Below are 17967 nucleotides of genomic sequence, written 5' to 3'. Positions count from 1 at the left end.
TACCATCTACCGGAGGTTCGCCCGTACCAACAGGTAGACCAGGAACGGTCCGCCGATCACGGCGGTGACCACGCCGACCGGCAGACCGATCGGCAGCACCGCGCGGGCGACCAGGTCCGAGCCGATCAGCAGCAGCGCGCCCACCAGGCCGGAGGCGATGACCGGCGGCGTCGGCCACCTCGCCAGGCGCATCGCCACCTGGGGCGCCACCAGCGCGACGAAGGGGACCGGCCCCGCCGCGCTCACCCCCACCGCGGCCAGCAGGACGGCGCAGAGCAGCAGGACGGCCCGCACCCGGCCGAACCGCACGCCCAGCCCGGCGGCGACGTCGTCGCCGAGGTGCATCGGCTTGAACGGGAAGGCCACGGTGGCCACGACGGCCAGCAGGACCAGGGTGCACCAGAACGCCACCCGGACCTCGTCCCAGGACCGGTTGTCCAGCGAGCCGACCAGCCATACCTGGGCGCGCGCCACATCCCTGATGTCGGCCGAGACCAGCAGCCAGGTCGTGATCGCCTGCATCATGGCGGTCACCGAGATGCCGATGAGGATGAGCCGGAAGCCGTCGACGCCGCGCCGCCAGGCCAGGAAGTACACCAGCAGTCCGGTGCCGAGACCGCCCGCGAGGGCCGCCGCCGACAGCCCGATCGAGCCGGTGATCGCCGCGGCCGTGCCGCCCGTCGCCGTCACCAGGAACACCGCGACGGCGCTGGCTCCGCCGGTGATCCCGAGGATGTCCGGACTGGCGAGCGGATTGCGCGCCACGGACTGGGTGATGGCCCCGGACATGCCCAGGGCGATGCCCACGATGAGACCGGCCAGCGCCCGGGGCATCCGGAGGTCCATCACCACGAACTCGTCGACCTGTTCGCCCCGGCCGAGGAGGGTGGCGATGACCCGGGAGAGACCGATGGGGAAGTCCCCGATGCTGATGGAGAGGCAGAAGACCAGGAAGGCCGCCGCCGCGAGCACCAGCGTGACCAGCACGAGCAGGGGCCGCCAGACGAACGACACCCGGCCGATCCGCACGCCCGGCGCCACCGACGCCTTCACTTCGGTCCCGTCCATGGACTCCGGGGCTTCCTTCATGCGCTCGTGAACCTGCCTCATGCGCTCCTGAACTTTCCTCGCCACACCAGTACCGCGAAGAAGGGGGCCCCGAGGAGGGCGACCACGACACCCGACTCCAACTCGCCCGGCCGCACGACCAGGCGGCCCGCGATGTCGCAGACCAGCAGGACGCCGGATCCGAGCAGACCCGCGTACGGCACCAGCCAGCGGTAGTCGGGGCCGGTCAGATAGCGGGCCACGTGGGCCACCATGAGCCCGAGGAAGGCGATGGGGCCGCAGGCCGCCGTGGCGGCCCCCGCCAGCAGGGTGATGGCGACGATGCCGATCGTCCGGCTCGCCGCGATGTTCACTCCCAGCCCGCGCGCCACGTCGTCGCCCAGGTTGAGCAGGTTCAGGGCCGGCAGGGTGATCAGGGCCAGGACCAGTCCGACGGCGATGAACCCCGTCACCGGCCAGATGACGTCGAATCCGACGCCCGCCACGGAGCCCGCGTTCCAGAACCGCAGCGCGTTCAGCGACTTCTGGTCGGACAGCGCCACCGCCGTGGTCATCGCCGCGAGGAACACCGTGATGCCCTGCCCGGCCAGGGCGAGGGTCAGCGGGTTGCCCGCTCCCCTGCCGATGCTCGCCAGGCCGAAGACGACGACGCCGGCGATGCCCGCGCCCGCGAAGGCGAACCAGACGTACTGGAAGGGGTTGGTGAACCCGAACACGGCGATGACCGACACCACGGCGAAGGAGGCTCCGGCGTTCACCCCCAGCAGCCCCGTGTCGGCGATGGGGTTGCGTGTGTACCCCTGGATCAGCGCACCGCCGACCCCCAGGGCCAGGCCCGCCACGATCGCGAGGACCGTCCGGGGCACGCGCACGGTCTGCACGATGAGCCGGATCTCGGTGAGCTTCTGGTCGGGCTCGGGCTCGGCGAACAACCCGTGCCAGACCTCGCCGGGGCTGAGCGCGCGCGCCCCGACGGCCAACGACACCGTTGCCGCGATCACCAGAGTCACCGTGAGGACGCCCAGCCCCACGACCCGCCGTCTGCGGGTGTCCGTCGTCCCCCCGGGCGCGGGGCGCTCCACTGCAGTCGTGAACATGTCGACGAACGATATCCCTTTGATCAGAACGGCTGCGCCCGGCCCGCCCGGCAGGTCACCGGGTGGGCCGGGCGCCGTATCCACGGCGTGCCGGCGGTGCCCGGCGCGTCAGCGGCCGGCGCCCTCGGTGACCGGACCGGACGCGTCGGAGGTGGACTTGACCCGGCGGTCGAGCAGCGAGTCGAGGATCTCGCCGACCCGTATCGCGGTGTTGGAGAGCAGCGACGTGGTGATGCCGTGCGTGTGCTCCGTACCGCCCTGGAGGTAGATGCCGCAGCGCAGACCGGGGTCGGTCGCGATCCGGTAGTCGCGCTCCACGCGGACGCGGCCCGCGTCGTCGCGCAGGCAGCGCTCCCCGACGTCGCCGAGGAGGCCGAGCGGGTCGGCGGGGCTGTATCCGGTGGCGAACACCACGACGTCGGCGTCCAGTTCGGACTCCTCGTCGGTCACCAGGGATTTCACCGTGGCGCGAACGCTGTCGGGCTTCTCCGCCACTCCGGTGACCCGGGACACGTTGAGGAAGCGCAGCCGTTCGGTGCCGAGGACCTTCTCCCGGTACATCTGCCGGTAGAGATCGTCGATCAGGTCGATGTCCACCACGGAGTAGTTGGTGTTGCCGTGGTAGGCCATCAGACGGCTCTTGACGTCCTCGGGGGCGGCGAAGTAGTCGTCGACCGCGTCGGGGTCGAAGATCCGGTTGGCGAAGCTGCTGTCGTCGGCGGGGCTGTAGCCGTAGCGGGAGAAGACCGCGCAGACCTCGGCGTCCGGGAAGCGGCGGTGCAGGTAGGCGACGTTCTCGGCGGCGCTCTGACCGGCGCCGACGACGACGAACCGCGAGGGAGAGGGCGAGGCGCTCTCCAGGGCGTCGACCTTCCGCAGCAGGTCGGAGTTGTGCCAGACCCGGTCGCCGCGTTCCACGCCCTCCGGCATGAGGGGGCGCAGGCCGGTCCCGATGACGAGGTTGCGGGCCCGGTGGACCGCGAGACCCTCCGCGGACCGGACGGTCACGTCCAGGTACTCCACGGTGCCGTCGTGGACGTACGGCGTGACGGCGACGACCTCGTGGCCGTAGGAGACCAGGTCGTCGACCTTGGCCGCGGCCCACTCGAAGTAGTCGTGGAACTCCACCCGCAGCGGGAAGAGGTTCTTGTGGTTGATGAAGTCGATCAGCCGGCCCTTGCTCTGCAGGTAGCAGAGGAAGCTGAATTCGCTGGCCGGGTTCCGCAGCGTCACCAGGTCCTTGAGGAAGGACACCTGCATGGTGGCGTCGTCGATGAGCATGCCGCGGTGCCAGCCGAAGCTCGACTGCTGCTCGAAGAAGTGGGCGGTGACCGAATCCTGCCTGCCGACTTTGCTGTTGTGCTCGCTGAGTGCGATCGCCATGGCCACATTGGACGGGCCGAAGCCGATGCCGATGAGGTCGTGGACCAGTGGTGTGTCGCCAGGAAGAACCTGTGACATGTCACTCCCATCGTCTGGGAAAGCCGCCTGTCAGGCGTGAGGGGAAGGGCGCGGAAGGTGGGCACGCAGACGGAACCGCCCACCTGAACTTAGGTGAGCCTAAGCTGACCAACCCGCCTTGTCGATAGGGCAAATGGGGTGACGTCATGATGATATTCCGTCAAATGAGGCTCAACCGCGCACCGTTGCCGCCCCGAGTGAGACGTGTTTCACCGCTCAGGCGACAGGGTCGGCGCGCGGGGGCTCCGCCGCGTCGAGCCGGACCAGCCGGTATCCCTTGAGCTCCGTCTTCCTCTTCCGGCCCGGCGACACGCTCCGGCGGCGCACGTTCTGCGCCGCGCCGAACAGCGCGCCGAGCCGGGGGTTGCCTCGCCTCAGACGGTAGAAGGCGTCCCGCTTGACCCCCACCAGGGCGCCGGCCGCGATGAACGGCACGCCGGCCAGAATGGCGTCCAGCGCCACCCTGAGCACCGCGGGGTTGGCGGCGACGTCCGGCACCACGTCGTGCACATGCGCCAACGACCTGGCCGCCGACAGGGCGGCGTCGAAGACCGGGTCCTCGGCGCGCCAGGATGCGAGCAGGCGCTCGGAGACGCCCGCGGCGGAAGCGCAGCCCGCGGCGCCCAGCCCCATGGCCGCCGCCCGGACCGCCTCGGCCCGTCGTTGCGCCTTCTCCTCCTTCAGGGACATGGCCGGCCGCAGGGCGTCCGCCAGGGCGCGCTCCGCGGCCTTCGCGGCATCGAGTCCGGCCACCACGGCCTCGGCCCAGGCCTCCGGCCGCCCGCCCGTCATGCCGTCCGCCGCGTCGCCCGCCGTTTCGCCCGCCGACCGATCGCCCACTGGTCCGCCGCCTTCCCTCACGCAAAAGTTGTTCAAGTTACAACCATATGGGGTGGCGTCCGGCGGCGGGTCCCTCCGGGAGGTCACGAACCCCACGAGGTCCCGGCAGGGCCGGCCCCGTTCTTACGGTCCCGTGACGTGCGCGCGCCGCACCCCGCCCCGCGCGCCACCGGGCCCTAGCGTGGCGGTCATGCGCGTACTGGTCACCGGCGGAGCCGGTTTCATCGGGTCACATGTCGTCGCCGCCCTCGCCGCGGCCGGGCACGAGAGCGTGGTGCTGGACGCCCTGCTGCCCTCGGCCCACCCCGGCGCCACTCCCCCGCAGCCGCCGGGCGACCGGGTGGTCGTCGGAGACGTCCGGGACCGGGAGGCGGTGGCGGACGCCCTGGCCGGGGTGGACGCCGTGTGCCACCAGGCGGCCATGGTCGGCCTCGGCAAGGACTTCGCGGACGCCCCGCTGTACGTGGGGTGCAACGACCTCGGTACGGCGGTGCTGCTGGCGGAGATGGCCGCGGCCGGGGTGCGGGACCTGGTGCTGGCCGGGTCGATGGTGGTCTACGGCGAGGGTCGCTACGACTGCCCGCGCCACGGCACGGTCCGCCCCGGGCCGCGCGCGGAGGCCGATCTGCGGGCGGGCGGCTTCGAGCCGCGCTGCCCGGACTGCGGAACGGAGCTGACGCCCGGCCTGGTGGCCGAGGACGCGCCCGCGGACCCGCGCAACGTGTACGCGTCGACCAAGCTGGCCCAGGAGCACCTGGCCGCCGCGTGGGCGCGGGCGACGGGCGGCCGGGCGGTGTCCCTGCGCTACCACAACGTCTACGGGCCGGGGATGCCGCGCGACACCCCGTACGCCGGTGTCGCCTCGTTCTTCCGCTCCGCCCTGGCACGCGGTGAGGCCCCCCGGGTCTACGAGGACGGGGGCCAGCGGCGCGACTTCGTCCACGTCCACGATGTGGCGGCGGCGAACGCGGTGGCGCTGGAGGCGGTACGGGAGCGGCGGCCCTCGTCCTTCGCCGCGTACAACACCGGCAGCGGCGAGCCGCACACCATCGGCGAGATGGCCGCCGCGCTGGCCGGCGCGCACGGCGGGCCGGACCCGGTGGTGACCGGGGAGTACCGCCTCGGCGACGTACGCCATGTCACGGCGGACTCGCGGGCGCTGCGCGAGGAGCTGGGCTGGCGACCCCGGGTCTCCTTCGCCCAGGGGATGGGGGACTTCGCGGCGGCCCCCTTGCGCGGTTCGCGGGGCCTCCGGGAGGAGAGTGCCGTCACGCTGTCGGGAGCGTGACCGAGAAGCAGCAGCCGCCCTGGACGTTGCGGACCTCGGCCCGTCCGGCGTGCGCCTCGACGATGCCGCGCACGATGGCGAGTCCGAGGCCGGCCCCGGCCGGTGGGGTACGGGCATGGCTGCCGCGCCAGCCGGTGTCGAAGACCCGGGGCAGGTCCTCCTCCGGGATTCCGCCGCAGCCGTCGGTCACCGACAGCACGACGCCGCCGTCCGACCGGTGCGCGGCGACGGCCACCGTGCCGTCGGGCGGGGTGCGGCGGATGGCGTTGATCAGGAGGTTGCCCAGCACCCGGCTCATCTCCTTGCCGTCGACCTCCACCGGCACCTCGTCGATCCGGTCGCCGACCAGCCGCACCCCGTGCTCACGGGCCAGCGGGTCCACGCCGGCCAGCGCGTCGCCGACCAGGTCGTAGAGGGAGATCCGGGCCGGCGCCAGGCTGAGCGAACCGGCCTGGATCCGGGAGAGTTCGAAGAGGTCGCCGACCATCGCGTTCATCCGCTCGACCTCGGTCCTTATCTGCCGCAGATAGCGCCCGGAGTCCACGGCCATGCCGTCCTCCAGCGCCTCGGCCATCGCCCGCAGCCCGGCGAGCGGGGTGCGCAGATCGTGCGAGATCCAGGCGACGAGTTCGCGCCGCGAGGCCTCCAGGGCGCGTTCCCGCTCCCGCGAGCTATCCAGCTTGGCGCTGGTGGCGGCCAGTTCACGGGCGAGCGCGGCCAGCTCGGCGGTGGGCTGCCCGAGGGGCGCGGCAAAGGTTCCGCCGTCGCCGAACGACCTTGTGGCCAGGGTCAGTTCGTGACTGCGGTCGGCCACCCAGCGGCCCAGCAGGACGGCGGTGGCCAGGGAGATCAGGGCGGCCATGGCGACGACGGTCGTGACGACGTAGAGATCGTGGGGCGAGAGGAACATCGCCCAGGCGACCGTCAGCGTCCCGGCGAGCATCGCCGTGACGGCCACTCCGGCGACGACGGTCAGCGAGACCACCAGCGAACGGTGGCGCAGGAGGCGCAGGACGCACGCGCCGAGGAGCCCGGCGGCCGCCGCCCCCAGGAACGCGAAGAGCGCGATGAGCAGGACGTCGGTCACCGCGACCGGTCCCCGACGAGGGGGGTGGGCGCGTCCGCGTCCAGGTCCAGGCGGTACCCCACACCCCACACGGTGCGGATCAGCCGGGGACGGGCCGGATCCGTCTCGACCTTGCCGCGCAGCCTGCGGATGTGGACGGTGACCGTCGAGAGGTCGCCGAAGTCCCAGCCCCAGACCTCCCGCATCAGCTCATCCCGCCCGAACGCCTTTCCGGGGTGCCGGAGAAGGAAGGCGAGCAGGTCGAACTCCCGGAGTGTCAGGGCCAGTCCGCGGCCGTCGCGGTAGGCCTGCCGGGCCACCGGATCGAGGCTCAGCCCGCCGCCGGACAGCGGTCCGGCCTCGGCCGCCGGGACGGCGGTCCGGGCGCGGCGCAGTACGGAATCGACGCGCAGGACCAGCTCCCGCGGGCTGAACGGCTTGGTGACGTAGTCGTCGGCGCCGGTCTCCAGGCCGAGGATGCGGTCCTCCTCGTCGCCGCGGGCGGTGAGCATGATGACCGGGACCGGCCCCTGCTCGCGCATCCGGCGGCAGACCTCGAACCCGTCCATGGCCGGGAGCATCAGGTCCAGGACGACGAGGTCGGGCCGGTGCGCCGCAAACCGGCTCAGCGCGGCGGGCCCGTCAGCGGCCTGTTCGACGGCGTAACCGGCGCGGTGCAGATAGCCGACGACGACCTCGGCGACGGTCGGGTCGTCGTCCACGACGAGGACCCGACCGCGCACCCCCTGCGGAACGGACGCCGGGTGCCGGGCGGGCGGGGTGTTCTCCATGGCCTCCACTGTGGCACCCGCTTCCGGCGGTCCGGGGTCCGGCGGACCCCCATCCGGCCGATGTCCATGTTTCGTAAGAACCTGATGACCTAAATGTCGGAGTTGCCTCCGTAGGGTGATCCGGGTGACCGATTCTTCTGCCACTCCCCCGCAACCGCCCGCTCCGCACTCCGGCCTCCCCGAGGCCGACATCGTTCTGCCCTGCCTCGACGAGGCGGCCGCACTGCCCTGGGTGCTCGATCGCATCCCCGACGGCTGGCGCGCGATCGTGGTCGACAACGGCTCGACCGACGGTTCGGCCGAAATCGCCCGGTCCCTCGGCGCACACGTCGTCACGGAGGAACGCCGGGGGTTCGGCGCGGCCTGCCACGCCGGGCTGCTCGCCGCCGAGGCCGAGTTCGTCTGCTTCTGCGACTGCGACGGCTCACTGGACCCCGGGCTGCTGGCCGGATTCGTGCGGCGGATCGCGGACGGCGAGTGCGATCTGCTGCTGGGCCGCCGCCGCCCCGAGGGCCGGGGCGCCTGGCCGGCGCACGCGCGCGCCGGCAATCTCGCCCTGGCCCGGATGCTGCGCCGCCGCACCGGTCTGCGCCTGCACGACCTCGGCCCGCTGCGGGCGGCCCGCCGGAGCGATCTGCTCGCCCTGGACCTCACCGACCGGCGCAGCGGCTATCCGCTCCAGATGGTCGTCCGGGCCTCGGACGCCGGGCTGCGGGTGGCCGAGAGCGACGTCCCCTACCGGCCGCGCACCGGGAAGTCGAAGGTGACCGGCACCTGGCGCGGGACCTGGCAGGCGGTGAGCGATATGCGGGGCGTCCTGCGGGAGCCGCCGGCGGACCGCGGGGCCCGCCGGGCCGCGCGCCCGGAGACGGAGGCCGTCCGATGAACACGTACCGGGACGGAGGCCGTCCCACGGGCGGTCAGGGACCCACGGAGATCCTGGTCATCGCCAAGGAACCGGTGGCCGGACGGGTCAAGACCCGGCTCTGCCCGCCCTTCTCCCCCGTCGAGGCCGCCGAGCTCGCCGCCGCGGCCCTCGCGGACACCCTGGACGCCGTGCTCGCCCTGCCCGCCCGGCGGCGTGTCCTGGTCCTCGACGGGCGGCCGGGCCCGTGGGTCCCGCCGGGCTTCGAGGTGACGCCCCAGAGCGCGGGCGGCCTCGACGAGCGGCTCGCGGCGGCCTTCGGCGGATGTACGGGGCCGGCCCTCCTGGTCGGCATGGACACCCCGCAGATCACCGCCGCGCTGCTCGCCCCCGCTCTCGCCCCGGACGCCTGGGAGGGCGCCGGGGCCTGGTTCGGTCCGGCCGAGGACGGCGGATTCTGGGCCCTGGGCCTGGCGGAACCGGATCCCGCCCTGCTGCGCGGGGTGCCGATGTCCGTCCCGGAGACCGGTGCGGTGCAGCGGCGCAGGCTGGTGGAGGCGGGGCTCACGGTGCGCGATCTGCCGGTCCTGGTCGATGTGGACACCGCGGCCGACGCCCACCGGGTCGCCTCGGCCGCGCCCGGCGGCCGGTTCGCCGCGGCGCTCGGCCGGCTGACCGGGGCGGGGGTGCGATGAGTACGACCCTGCCCCCGTCCGGGCCGGCCGCACCGGCCCCCGCCGACTCCCCCGAATCCGCCGACGTCCCGGACCCGCAGGGCTCGTGGGACCCGGCCGGGAACGGGACGCACCCGTGCGACCCGCCGACCGGATCCGGCGCGACCCGCGCCGCCCCCTGGGGCGCCGACCCGTACGCCAACGCCCTGCGCACCGGCCGCGGTCCGCTGTTCCTCCGCCGGAGCGACGGCTGGCTGCTGCCCCTGGAGGTGGAGCGCTGGTGCTCCGGCGCGGGCTCCGCCGACCTGTCCGCCCTGCACCGGTGCGAGGGGCCGGTGCTGGACATCGGCTGCGGGCCGGGGCGGCTGGTCGCCGAGCTGGCCTCGCTCGGGCACCGGGCGCTGGGCATCGACGTCAGCGAGGCGGCGGTGGCCCGCACGCGCGGACTGGGCGGTGCGGCGCTGCTCCGCAGCGTGTTCGACCCGCTGCCCGGGGAGGGCCGTTGGGGCACCCTCCTCCTTCTCGACGGCAACATCGGCATCGGGGGCGACCCGGCCGCCCTGCTGGACCGGGCGGCCGATCTGCTCGGCGCCGGCGGGCTGCTGATCGCCGAGACCGCCCCCGTCGACGTGGACGAACGGGTCCGGGTCCGTCTCGACGACGGCCGGGGCGCACCGGCCGGGAGGACGGCCCCCGCCGCCGCACACGACGACGCCGCCGAGCCGTTCCCCTGGGCGCGGATCGGGACGCCGGCCCTGCTGCGGCACGCCCGCGCGTGCGGCTGGCGTACGGCTGATCAGTGGGGTGCGGAGGGACGGACGTTCGTCTCGCTGCGCCGTCCCGTACCGGAGCGGAGCGCCCTGACGAGCAGCCAGAGCGCGGAGAGCGCGAACAGCGCGCCGGTGATCAGCAGCCAGTTGCCGCAGTAGACGTCCGGGGTGGTGCCGGCGGCGGCCTCGTACCGCCGTTCGGTCCGCCGGGCGATCAGCGGGAACCAGATCAGCAGGAGCAGACCGGAGAGAAGCGCCGGCACCCGGACGAAGTTCACCAGCGCCGTCCGGGGGCCGAGCGCGGCGCGCAGCGCCCGGTCGGCCCCCGCGTACACCGGCAGCAGCACCAGGTCGTGCAGGACGGCCGACCCGGCGAACCAGAGCAGCACCCCGACGGTGTCCCCGTCCAGCAGCCGTACGCCCGCGTAGCCGGCCAGGCAGAACGTGGCGGCGAGCAGGAGCAGGTGGAGCGGGCCCTCGCCGTAGAGCCGGCGCGGCGAGAAGCGCGAGCGACGGGGTGCGTCGGCGGGCGGCACGGCTCGGGTGGACATCACAGCTCTCCGAACGTCAGGGTCTCGACCCACTTGGTGTTCAGCACCCCGGGCGCGGCGGGGACGATGATCCGGGCGGGATAGCCGTGGTCGGGCGACAGCGGCGCGCCGTTCACCTCCAGCGCGAGCAGCGAACGGCCGTCGCGGACCTGGTTGTCGCGCAGCGCGGCCAGGCGGAAGGAGCCGCTGCGCTGGAGCGACTCCACGAACACGCCCGGCGGCCGGTCCGGATATCCGGCGAGCGCGGCCAGGTCGCGGAGCCGTACTCCGCGCCACTGCTGGTCCGAGGTGGACCAGCCCTCCACGCAGGCGATCGGCAGCGCCGCACCGTGCTGTTCCATGGCCAGCAGTTCGGCCCGGGAGAAGCGGAACTCCCCGGCCGGGCCCCGTACGGTCAGCCGCCAGCGCTCACCGGTGTCGGCGGGCGTGATCCGTACGGCGGCGGCGGTCTTGTTGATCTGGAAGGCGTTCGGTCCGGGCCCCGGGTCGGTGCCGCCGCGCGGGGTGAGCAGCGCGATCCGGCGCAGCGGCCCGTCGAAGCTGCGGCCGGCCGAGGTGACCAGCAGAAGCAGCGAACCCGCCCCCACCAGGGCCAGCGCGCCACGCCGGGACAGGGTGGCGGGCAGCGGGTCGGGGGCGGCGAGGGGGTCCGGGCCGCCGCGCGGGATGCCGCTCCGCAACACCCGTACGGCCTGCGGCGTCTTGAGGGCCGCATGGGTGATGAATCCGGCGAGGAAGACCCAGGCCCCGTAGAAGTGCAGGGTGTAGAAGGACCCGGGAAAGAGGTAGTCCAGCTGGATGTTGAGCAGTCCGGTGAGGAACTCGAACAGCGCCCCGCCCACGAGCAGCAGCAGCGAGATCCGCTCCAGGGCGTGGGCCGCGGAACGGGCGGGCGGCAGCGCGAAGAGCCGGGGGATCACCGACCAGAGCTTGGCGAGCAGGACGGGCACGAGCACGATGCCGACGGTGACGTGCAGGCCCTGCGTCAGCCGGTAGAGCCAGTGCGGGCCGGTCGGCCAGGGGAACAGATAGAAGCCGAGCCATCCCTTGCCCGGGGTCTTGTCGTTGACCCGGTTCAGGTCCGGGTTGTAGGCGGCGTACGAGAGCAGACCGGTGACGAACAGCAGTGTGAGCCCGGCGAGCAGGACGACGCCGAGCACGGCGGTGAAGCGCACGCCGCGCACGGGGCTGCGCCAGAATCCTGGGTCGGCGGGTGTGCGCAGGGAGCGGAGGGAGTCGGGGAGGGCAGGGATCCGACGGCGTTCGGGCATGAGGCAGACGCTAGGCGGGAACACCGCCGCCGGGCGGATGCGACGCATGACGAAATTCTGACGTCACGGCCGGTGGAAGGACCGGGGAGGAAACCCGGAGAGGGACCGGCGCAGCCGGGAGAGGAACCGGGAGGGACCCCGGAGAGGGAATCTGACGGTTCGATGACGCGGCCCTGCCGTACCGCCCGATAGCCGCCCGGTGTGCATAGCGTGCCAACGTGAAGACCGAGGACGCCACCCCCACGGACACCGTCGGCGGCACGGGGCACGGCCCGCCCGCGCCGCCGGACCGCACCGACGCCCGCCCCCTGCGCGGGGACCGGCTGGACCTGGTCGCCGCCGCCGCGGGCGTGCTGCTGGTCACCGCCGCAGTGGTCATCGGCCACGCCATCCAGGCCCGGGACGGGAGTCTGCGCGCCCAGTGGCCGCCCCTGCTGGCCTCCTGGGACCCGCACCTGGGTCCCGGCACCCCGGCCGCCCTGATCATGGCGGCCGCGGTGGTCGCCCTCGGCCCGCCGCTCGCCGCCCGGCTGCCCTGGCGCGGACTGCTGGCGGCGGCCTGGGCAGGGTCCATGGCCTGGGTCTTCTCGATGGCGCTGATCGACGGCTGGCACCGTGGCATCGCGAAGCGGCTCACCACGAAGCACGAATACCTGCGGGTCATCGACCGCTTCGAGGACATTCCCGCCACCCTGCGCGACTTCACGAACCACATCGTGATCGGCGAGCCCGGCAACTGGCCCGCCCATATCGCCGGGCACCCGCCGGGCGCGACGCTGACCTTCGTGTGGCTGGACCGCATCGGTCTCGGCGGCGGCGCCTGGGCGGCCGTCTTCTGCGTCGTGGTGGGCAGTTCGGGGGTGCTGGCCGCCCTGATCACCGTGCGCGTGCTGGCCGAGGAGCGCCTGGCCCGGCGCGCCGCGCCCTTCCTCGTCCTCGCCCCGGCCGCCGTCTGGGCGGGCGTCTCCGCCGACGGCTACTTCGCGGCCGTGGCCGCCTGGTCGGTGGCGTTGCTCGCGCTGGCCGCCACCCGCCGGGTCCGCTTCCCGGCCGTGGCTGCGGTCGGCGGGGGTCTGCTGTTCGGGTGGACCTGCTACCTCAGTTACGGGCTGGGCCTGATGGCGGCGGTCCTGCTGACGGTGCTGGTGCTCGCCCGGACCGCCCGCCCGGTGCCGCTGTTCCTGCTCGGCGCGCTGGTGGTCCCGGTGGCCTTCACGCTCGCCGGGTTCAACTGGTGGACCGCCTACCACCTGTTGGTCGAGCGCTACTACCAGGGTGCGGGCGGCGTCCGCCCGTACGGCTACTGGGTCTGGGCCAACCTGGCCTGCGCGACGCTCGCGGCCGGGCTGGCCGCCCTCGCCGGGCTGCGCCGGAGCGCGGTGGCCGCGCCCGGGGCCGTACGGGCGCTGCGGAGAGGCCGCGCGCCGGCCTCCCCGGAGGGGCGGCTGGCGTTGCTCGTCCTGGCGGCGCTGGCGGCGCTGCTCGCCGCGGACCTCTCCGGGATGAGCAAGGCGGAGACCGAGCGCATCTGGCAGCCCTTCCTGCTGTGGCTGCTGCCCGCCGCGGCGCTGCTGCCCCGCCGGGCAGTGCGGTACTGGCTGGTCGCGTCGGCCGTTCCGGCTCTGCTGATCAACCACCTGCTGTGGACGGGGTGGTGAGCCCCGCACCACGGTGACGCGGTGAAGCTGCCGCCCGCAGGTCCGAACGGACGGCAGCCGCGGCCCCCACCCGAAGGGCGGGACGGGGATCAGCCGGGGAGCCGGTCCATGATCCAGGTGCACAGCTCTGCGGAGACGGCGGTGTGCGCGGTGGTCGTGGACGAACAGAGGAAGTCGTCCACCTCGCTCTCCTCCTGGCTCAGCCGGTCGATGTTCGCGTACAGGTCGTCCTGCTTCTCGATGTCGCGGATCGCGACCGCGCTGACCGAGGGGACGAAGCACACGTCCTCGTGCCGCAGGTCCGCCTTGCCGCCGAGCTTCTCCATCGCGTCGGCGAGGATCTTGTACGTGTGCAGCGTCCCGCCCGGTGCGCCGTCCGATTCCGGGAAGCCGTTGGTCGCGACGGTCTTGTCGGCCTTGGGGAACCTGCGGTTCAGATAGGCGGCCGTCACGTCGTCGCCCTGGGCCTGGGTGTAGAAGGTGGTACCCGGGTAGATCCGGTCGATCCGCAGCGCGACCTCGCCGGGCGTGACGTCCGGCAGCCCGACGCCGTCGGCACGGCCGTTGGCCACGGCGATCTTCATCGGCATCTGCGGCCAGTTGCCGACCCGTTCCAGGGCGGCCAGGAACTCCGTTCGCTCCGGGGCGACCGTGATCTTCTCGGTGTCCTTGTCGTAGTGCTGCCACAGCATCTGGCGCGCGGCCGGGCTGTTCATCTGCTTCGCGAAGTCGTTCGGGAACGGGATGAAGTGGGCGAAGGCCTGCACGCCGACGGGGATGGAGGCGCCGCGGTGCGGGCTGTCGTAGGAGAAGTACAGCGCGGTCCGGTGGTCCATCCGCTGCGTCTCCATCTTGGCGAGTGCGTAGCGGGTGACGATGCCTCCCATGCTGAAGCCGCCGACGACCAGACGTGCGTCGCCCAACTGCTCGGCGGACGCCCGCAGGACGGCGGCCACCACCGCTTCCGCGTTGTCCAGGATGGAGGCGCTGCGCTCCTCGAAGCCGAGGAGGATCACATCCCTGCCGCGCCGGCGCAGCTCGGTGACGAACGGGAAACTGCCCTTCTCCAGCCCTTGGTAGAGCACCTCGAGCTTGCTCCGGCCGAGGTTGAAGCCATCGGCCATGATCACGGGCCGGACGAGGCCGTCGCGGTTGCCCTCGCCGGGAAAGACCCACGCGAAGCCGTTCGGCAGGGTCCACTCTTCGTGCTCGGGCACCTCGATCGGCCCGGCGGGTTCGGCGGTCGGCAGACCACCGAGGGTGAACGAACCGACGTTGGGCTCGGTCGTCGAGGACATGGTCGTACTCCTGGAGTGAGGGGTGGGCTGGGCGACCTCATCCTGGTGGGCAATCTGGGTGCATCAAAGCCCTGATCTGCGGTTTTCACCAGATCGGATGGAGTATGCGCGGACCTTGTTTAGTTCGTCCGGCATGTGCCGCCGGCCTGTTCTCGTCGCTCACCCGTTCCCCGGCGGCTCTCTCCGGGTGGCCGCGCGCAGCAGGGACGCGCCCGTGGGCGTGAGGGTGTGCAGGACGGCCGGGCCGTGGCGCACGGTGGTGACGAGGCCCGCGTCCCGCAACGCGGTGGAGTGTCTGCTGGCGGCGGAGGACGATATTCCGGCAGCGCGGGCGATCTCGCCGGTCGTGGCGCCGGTGGACGCGGCGCGCAGGGCGACCGCTCGGGCCCGCCCGAGCACGTTGACCAGGGGCTGCTCGGGGGCGCCGCCGGCCACGGAGTGGACCTCGGGCTCATGGAGCAGCGAGTACCAGACAACGGGCGGCAGCCCCGGGTCGGCGAAGGCGACCGGCTCGCCCCAGTTGAAGTACGAAGGGACGAGGGTGAGTCCACGCCCGTTCAGGTACAGGTCCCGGTCCTCCGCCTGTCTGGGGTAGGCGACCTCCAGGACGGGAGGGCGCCAGCGCATCATGGGCCCGAGCCCCGAGAGCATGCCCTCCACTCCGCCGTCGAGAAGCCCACGGCAGCGGGCCGCCCGCTCGGCCTCGATGCGCGCCCGCACCTGCTCCTTGTGAGGGGCGACGACGACGTCGTAGTACGCCCGCAGCACGCCCACGAACTCCTTGCGCGCTTCCAGCCCGGCCAGTTGCCCGGCCCACGCGGGTGCTCCGACGGTCCTGTCGAGGATGGCCATCTCCGCCATGACCCGTTGCGGAGGCGTCGCCAGAATCGACTCCAGGCCCCCGTCCAGCCCGCCCGCCCCACCGATCGGGGTGAGGAAATCCGGGTAGTACGCCGCCCTTGGATACAGGGGCAGCAGAACACTCCGCAGGGCGCGCTCCAGCCCCTTCTCCCGCAGTTGCTGCCGTGTCGTGCGGTACCACCCGGCGAAGGCCCACCTTCCCCTCCGGGACTGGAACCGGTGCAGACTCGCGGCGATCTCGGAGAGCGGATCAGGAGCGGAGGCGAGCCGGGTCCTCGCCAGATCCACCTCGGTGAAGTGAATGCGGAGCATGTCGTTCCCCCAGGTGAATTCGGCTCGTGCCCTGCAGCGCACCCGTATCGGATCGGCGCGGAACCAGCCGGACGATCGTAGGTGGCCGCCATCAAGAATCGATAAACAGGCGTTGAACGAGCCGAATTCCACCGGTGCGGCTACGGGTGTCCTGTTCTGTCGGCCCGGATGTCCTGGGTGGCATCGGCAGGCGGGCTCCCCGCCCGCAGTTCCCTCCACAGTGCGCGCAGCGCGGTGCGCTCCGCTGCGCGACGTCGCCGCCGGGCGCGCAGTCGCTTGCGCCTGAGGAAGAGGAGGAGGCCGAGGGCGAGGAGGAGGGCGACGACAATGACGGCGAGGAGCCAGGGGAAGGAGGACAACCGGACCGTGTTGCTGTCCACGGTCTTCTCTTCGCCCGGCAGGGTGTTCGGCCCTCTCGCGCGGCGGGGGTGATCAGGCGGAAGCGAGGGAGATCTCGGTCGACTTGATCAGGGCGACGACGGAGGTGCCGGCCTTCAGGCCCAGGTCCTCGACAGCGTCCTTGGTGATCGCCGCGGTCAGTTCGCCGCCCTCGACGGAGACCCTCACGGAGCTCATGGCACCGCCCGTCGCCACGTCGGTGACGGAGCCGGCGAGCTGGTTGCGGATGGAGAGCCCTTCGACCCGGCCGGTGGCGAGTGCGACCACGGTCGACTTCACGAGGGCCTTGACCGCAGATCCCTCGGCCAGCTCCAGGTCCCTGACCGCGTCGGCGGTGATGGCAGCGGTGATGTCCTGGCCGCCGGCCAGGCGCACCTTCACCGACGCCATGGCCTCGCCCGTGGTGACAGCGGTAACGGTGCCGGGGAGCTGGTTGCGAATGGACAGGGTCAAGGGAAATGCCTCACAAAGCCGGAATTCGACAAGGGTCACTTCTGTGACCCGGATCTCCGCCGACGCTACCGGAGAGAAGTGTTCTTTCCACGGCACGCGTCGCATTCACCAGCCGAATGGACGTCATCACCTCGCATGTCGACATAGTGCAGCGGAGCGGATCACGGCAGGTCAGCCCTCCAGAAGGTGCTGGGCAAGGACGGGCGAAGGCGAACCGGTCTCCTGCCGCCCGACCCCGCTCCTGAGCCCGCACCCCACTGATCTCCGTCATCCCTGCGTCCGGGCCCGCAGAGCGTGGACGGACCAGTCCAGCACCGGCCGCAGGCTCTCCGGACCCGGCCAGCCGTTGATCACGGCGAGCAGCGACGAGTACCGCTCTCTGCGGGGATCGTTCACGCGCTCCAGCCGGGCCAGGAGCTGCCACCGGGACTCTGCGTCGTCTCGGCAGTCGAGCAGATGGGCGCAGCGGGTCATGAGGACCGCGACGATCGGATCGGCCTGAGGTGAGGCTGGGTCGATGCCCGCCGCCACGGCCGGGGCGATCTGGTCACGGACGATCGCAGCCAGGTTGCTGTGCGGCACGGGTGGGCCACCCTGGACGTACCCGGCGGTCTGGTCCCGGGCCATCTGCCGTACGAGGGCGCGAAAGTCCGGATCCTGGGACAGCTCGGCCAGTTCCACCCATGCCTGGACCTGCTCCGTATCGGGGTTGTCCGGCAGTTCCGGAGTCATCGAGCGCATGACTCCCGTGAACATGGAGCCGGTCCCCACACCGCCGAACGCGGCGTCGAGGAATTCGCCCACCAGCTGTCGGCGTTCGCCTTCGGAGAGCTTGGCCAGTGTGTGCATCAGATGTGTCTCCTCAGGGGTGGCCCCGCGTTTCGCCACGGCGGTCAGAACTGCACGCCGCAGCCGCAGGATTCGGATCTGCACGTCCAACGCGTCGGCATGTGCCGCGGCGACCTCCGACAGCGCGAGTTCCCGGTCCATGACCTTTCGGATGGACGCGAGGTCCACTCCCAGGTCGCGCAGGGTTCGCACAAGATCGAGGCGTGCGACGGCGCCGTCGTCGTAGAGGCGATAGCCGGCCGGGCTGCGGTCGGCAGGCGGCACGAGTCCGCGGTCGGAGTAGAACCGGACGGTCTTCACCGTGGTACCGGTCCGCCGGGCCAGCTCGCCGATCGAGTAGAGCGTGTGGCCGTTCATGTCCCCACTCTCCGGTCTCCCCCTGCTGGAGACTCAAG

17 protein-coding genes are annotated in these 17967 nt (G+C 72.5%); 5 read left to right on the top strand and 12 right to left on the bottom strand.

What is annotated here, in order from left to right; genetic code table 11:
* Window positions 1-6: 6 nt before the first annotated feature.
* The 4 genes from ACH4UK_RS22350 to ACH4UK_RS22335 all read right to left on the bottom strand — a co-directional run bounded on the left by ACH4UK_RS22350 (window position 7) and on the right by ACH4UK_RS22335 (window position 4466).
* Window positions 7-1068, bottom strand: coding sequence for a FecCD family ABC transporter permease (locus tag ACH4UK_RS22350; RefSeq protein ID WP_398359243.1), 1062 nt, complete (start codon window positions 1066-1068; stop codon window positions 7-9).
* Window positions 1069-1106: 38 nt separating this feature from the next.
* Window positions 1107-2165 (bottom strand): FecCD family ABC transporter permease, encoded by a 1059-nt coding sequence (locus tag ACH4UK_RS22345; protein ID WP_398358804.1) that lies wholly within the window; start codon window positions 2163-2165, stop codon window positions 1107-1109.
* Between the two features lie 108 nt (window positions 2166-2273).
* On the bottom strand, window positions 2274-3626 hold the full coding sequence (locus tag ACH4UK_RS22340; protein ID WP_398358802.1) for a lysine N(6)-hydroxylase/L-ornithine N(5)-oxygenase family protein: 1353 nt from the start codon (window positions 3624-3626) through the stop codon (window positions 2274-2276).
* Between the two features lie 216 nt (window positions 3627-3842).
* Window positions 3843-4466: a hypothetical protein gene (locus tag ACH4UK_RS22335; protein ID WP_398358800.1), complete on the bottom strand. Its 624-nt coding sequence runs from the start codon at window positions 4464-4466 to the stop codon at window positions 3843-3845.
* Window positions 4467-4656: 190 nt separating this feature from the next.
* Between ACH4UK_RS22335 and ACH4UK_RS22330 the strand changes: the two genes are divergently transcribed.
* Complete coding sequence (locus tag ACH4UK_RS22330) at window positions 4657-5754, top strand: NAD-dependent epimerase/dehydratase family protein (RefSeq protein WP_398358798.1); 1098 nt, start codon at window positions 4657-4659, stop codon at window positions 5752-5754.
* Here ACH4UK_RS22330 and ACH4UK_RS22325 read toward each other — a convergent pair.
* A complete protein-coding gene (locus tag ACH4UK_RS22325; RefSeq protein WP_398358796.1) occupies window positions 5735-6841 on the bottom strand; it encodes a sensor histidine kinase in 1107 nt (368 codons plus the stop codon). The two genes, ACH4UK_RS22330 and ACH4UK_RS22325, sit on opposite strands and share 20 nt — an antisense overlap.
* Window positions 6838-7611, bottom strand: coding sequence for a response regulator transcription factor (locus tag ACH4UK_RS22320; RefSeq protein ID WP_398358794.1), 774 nt, complete (start codon window positions 7609-7611; stop codon window positions 6838-6840). Before ACH4UK_RS22320 ends, ACH4UK_RS22325 begins: the two co-directional genes overlap by 4 nt.
* A 124-nt stretch (window positions 7612-7735) precedes the next feature.
* On the opposite strand from ACH4UK_RS22320, the gene ACH4UK_RS22315 reads away from it, so the two are divergent.
* From ACH4UK_RS22315 to ACH4UK_RS22305, 3 genes are read left to right on the top strand one after another with little or no spacing between them, the layout of a single operon-like run.
* Window positions 7736-8497 (top strand): glycosyltransferase family 2 protein, encoded by a 762-nt coding sequence (locus ACH4UK_RS22315; protein WP_398358793.1) that lies wholly within the window; start codon window positions 7736-7738, stop codon window positions 8495-8497.
* Window positions 8494-9171, top strand: a complete 678-nt coding sequence (locus tag ACH4UK_RS22310) for a DUF2064 domain-containing protein (RefSeq protein WP_398358791.1) — start codon at window positions 8494-8496, stop codon at window positions 9169-9171. Before ACH4UK_RS22315 ends, ACH4UK_RS22310 begins: the two co-directional genes overlap by 4 nt.
* Complete coding sequence (locus tag ACH4UK_RS22305) at window positions 9168-10079, top strand: class I SAM-dependent methyltransferase (protein WP_398358789.1); 912 nt, start codon at window positions 9168-9170, stop codon at window positions 10077-10079. The genes ACH4UK_RS22310 and ACH4UK_RS22305 overlap by 4 nt, the downstream gene beginning before the upstream one ends.
* A gap of 391 nt (window positions 10080-10470) precedes the next feature.
* Here ACH4UK_RS22305 and ACH4UK_RS22300 read toward each other — a convergent pair whose 3' ends face one another.
* Window positions 10471-11742 (bottom strand): molybdopterin-dependent oxidoreductase, encoded by a 1272-nt coding sequence (locus tag ACH4UK_RS22300; RefSeq protein WP_398358788.1) that lies wholly within the window; start codon window positions 11740-11742, stop codon window positions 10471-10473.
* A 218-nt stretch (window positions 11743-11960) separates the two neighbouring features.
* Here ACH4UK_RS22300 and ACH4UK_RS22295 point away from each other — a divergent pair, with 218 nt between their 5' ends.
* Window positions 11961-13400, top strand: a complete 1440-nt coding sequence (locus ACH4UK_RS22295) for a hypothetical protein (protein WP_398358786.1) — start codon at window positions 11961-11963, stop codon at window positions 13398-13400.
* Between the two features lie 89 nt (window positions 13401-13489).
* Here the strand turns inward: ACH4UK_RS22295 and ACH4UK_RS22290 are convergent, their stop codons facing one another.
* From ACH4UK_RS22290 to ACH4UK_RS22270, 5 genes are all read right to left on the bottom strand, one after another.
* Window positions 13490-14698, bottom strand: coding sequence for an esterase/lipase family protein (locus ACH4UK_RS22290; RefSeq protein ID WP_398358784.1), 1209 nt, complete (start codon window positions 14696-14698; stop codon window positions 13490-13492).
* A gap of 159 nt (window positions 14699-14857) precedes the next feature.
* Window positions 14858-15871 carry an ArsR family transcriptional regulator gene (locus ACH4UK_RS22285; protein ID WP_398358783.1) on the bottom strand — a complete coding sequence of 338 codons (1014 nt, stop codon included), beginning with the start codon at window positions 15869-15871 and terminating at the stop codon, window positions 14858-14860.
* A 140-nt stretch (window positions 15872-16011) separates the two neighbouring features.
* Window positions 16012-16251 (bottom strand): hypothetical protein, encoded by a 240-nt coding sequence (locus ACH4UK_RS22280; protein ID WP_398358782.1) that lies wholly within the window; start codon window positions 16249-16251, stop codon window positions 16012-16014.
* Window positions 16252-16303: 52 nt separating this feature from the next.
* Entirely contained in the window at window positions 16304-16723 is a 420-nt protein-coding gene (locus ACH4UK_RS22275) for a molybdopterin-binding protein (RefSeq protein ID WP_398358780.1), read from the bottom strand.
* Window positions 16724-16990: 267 nt separating this feature from the next.
* A complete protein-coding gene (locus ACH4UK_RS22270) occupies window positions 16991-17929 on the bottom strand; it encodes a MerR family transcriptional regulator (RefSeq protein ID WP_398358778.1) in 939 nt (312 codons plus the stop codon).
* Window positions 17930-17967: the final 38 nt, after the last annotated feature.

The sequence above is a fragment of the Streptomyces sp. NPDC020884 genome (genome assembly GCF_044333935.1).
Classification (GTDB): domain Bacteria; phylum Actinomycetota; class Actinomycetes; order Streptomycetales; family Streptomycetaceae; genus Streptomyces.
Note: the sequence above shows the minus strand (reverse complement) of the source record. Positions and strands in the feature narration are given on the sequence as shown.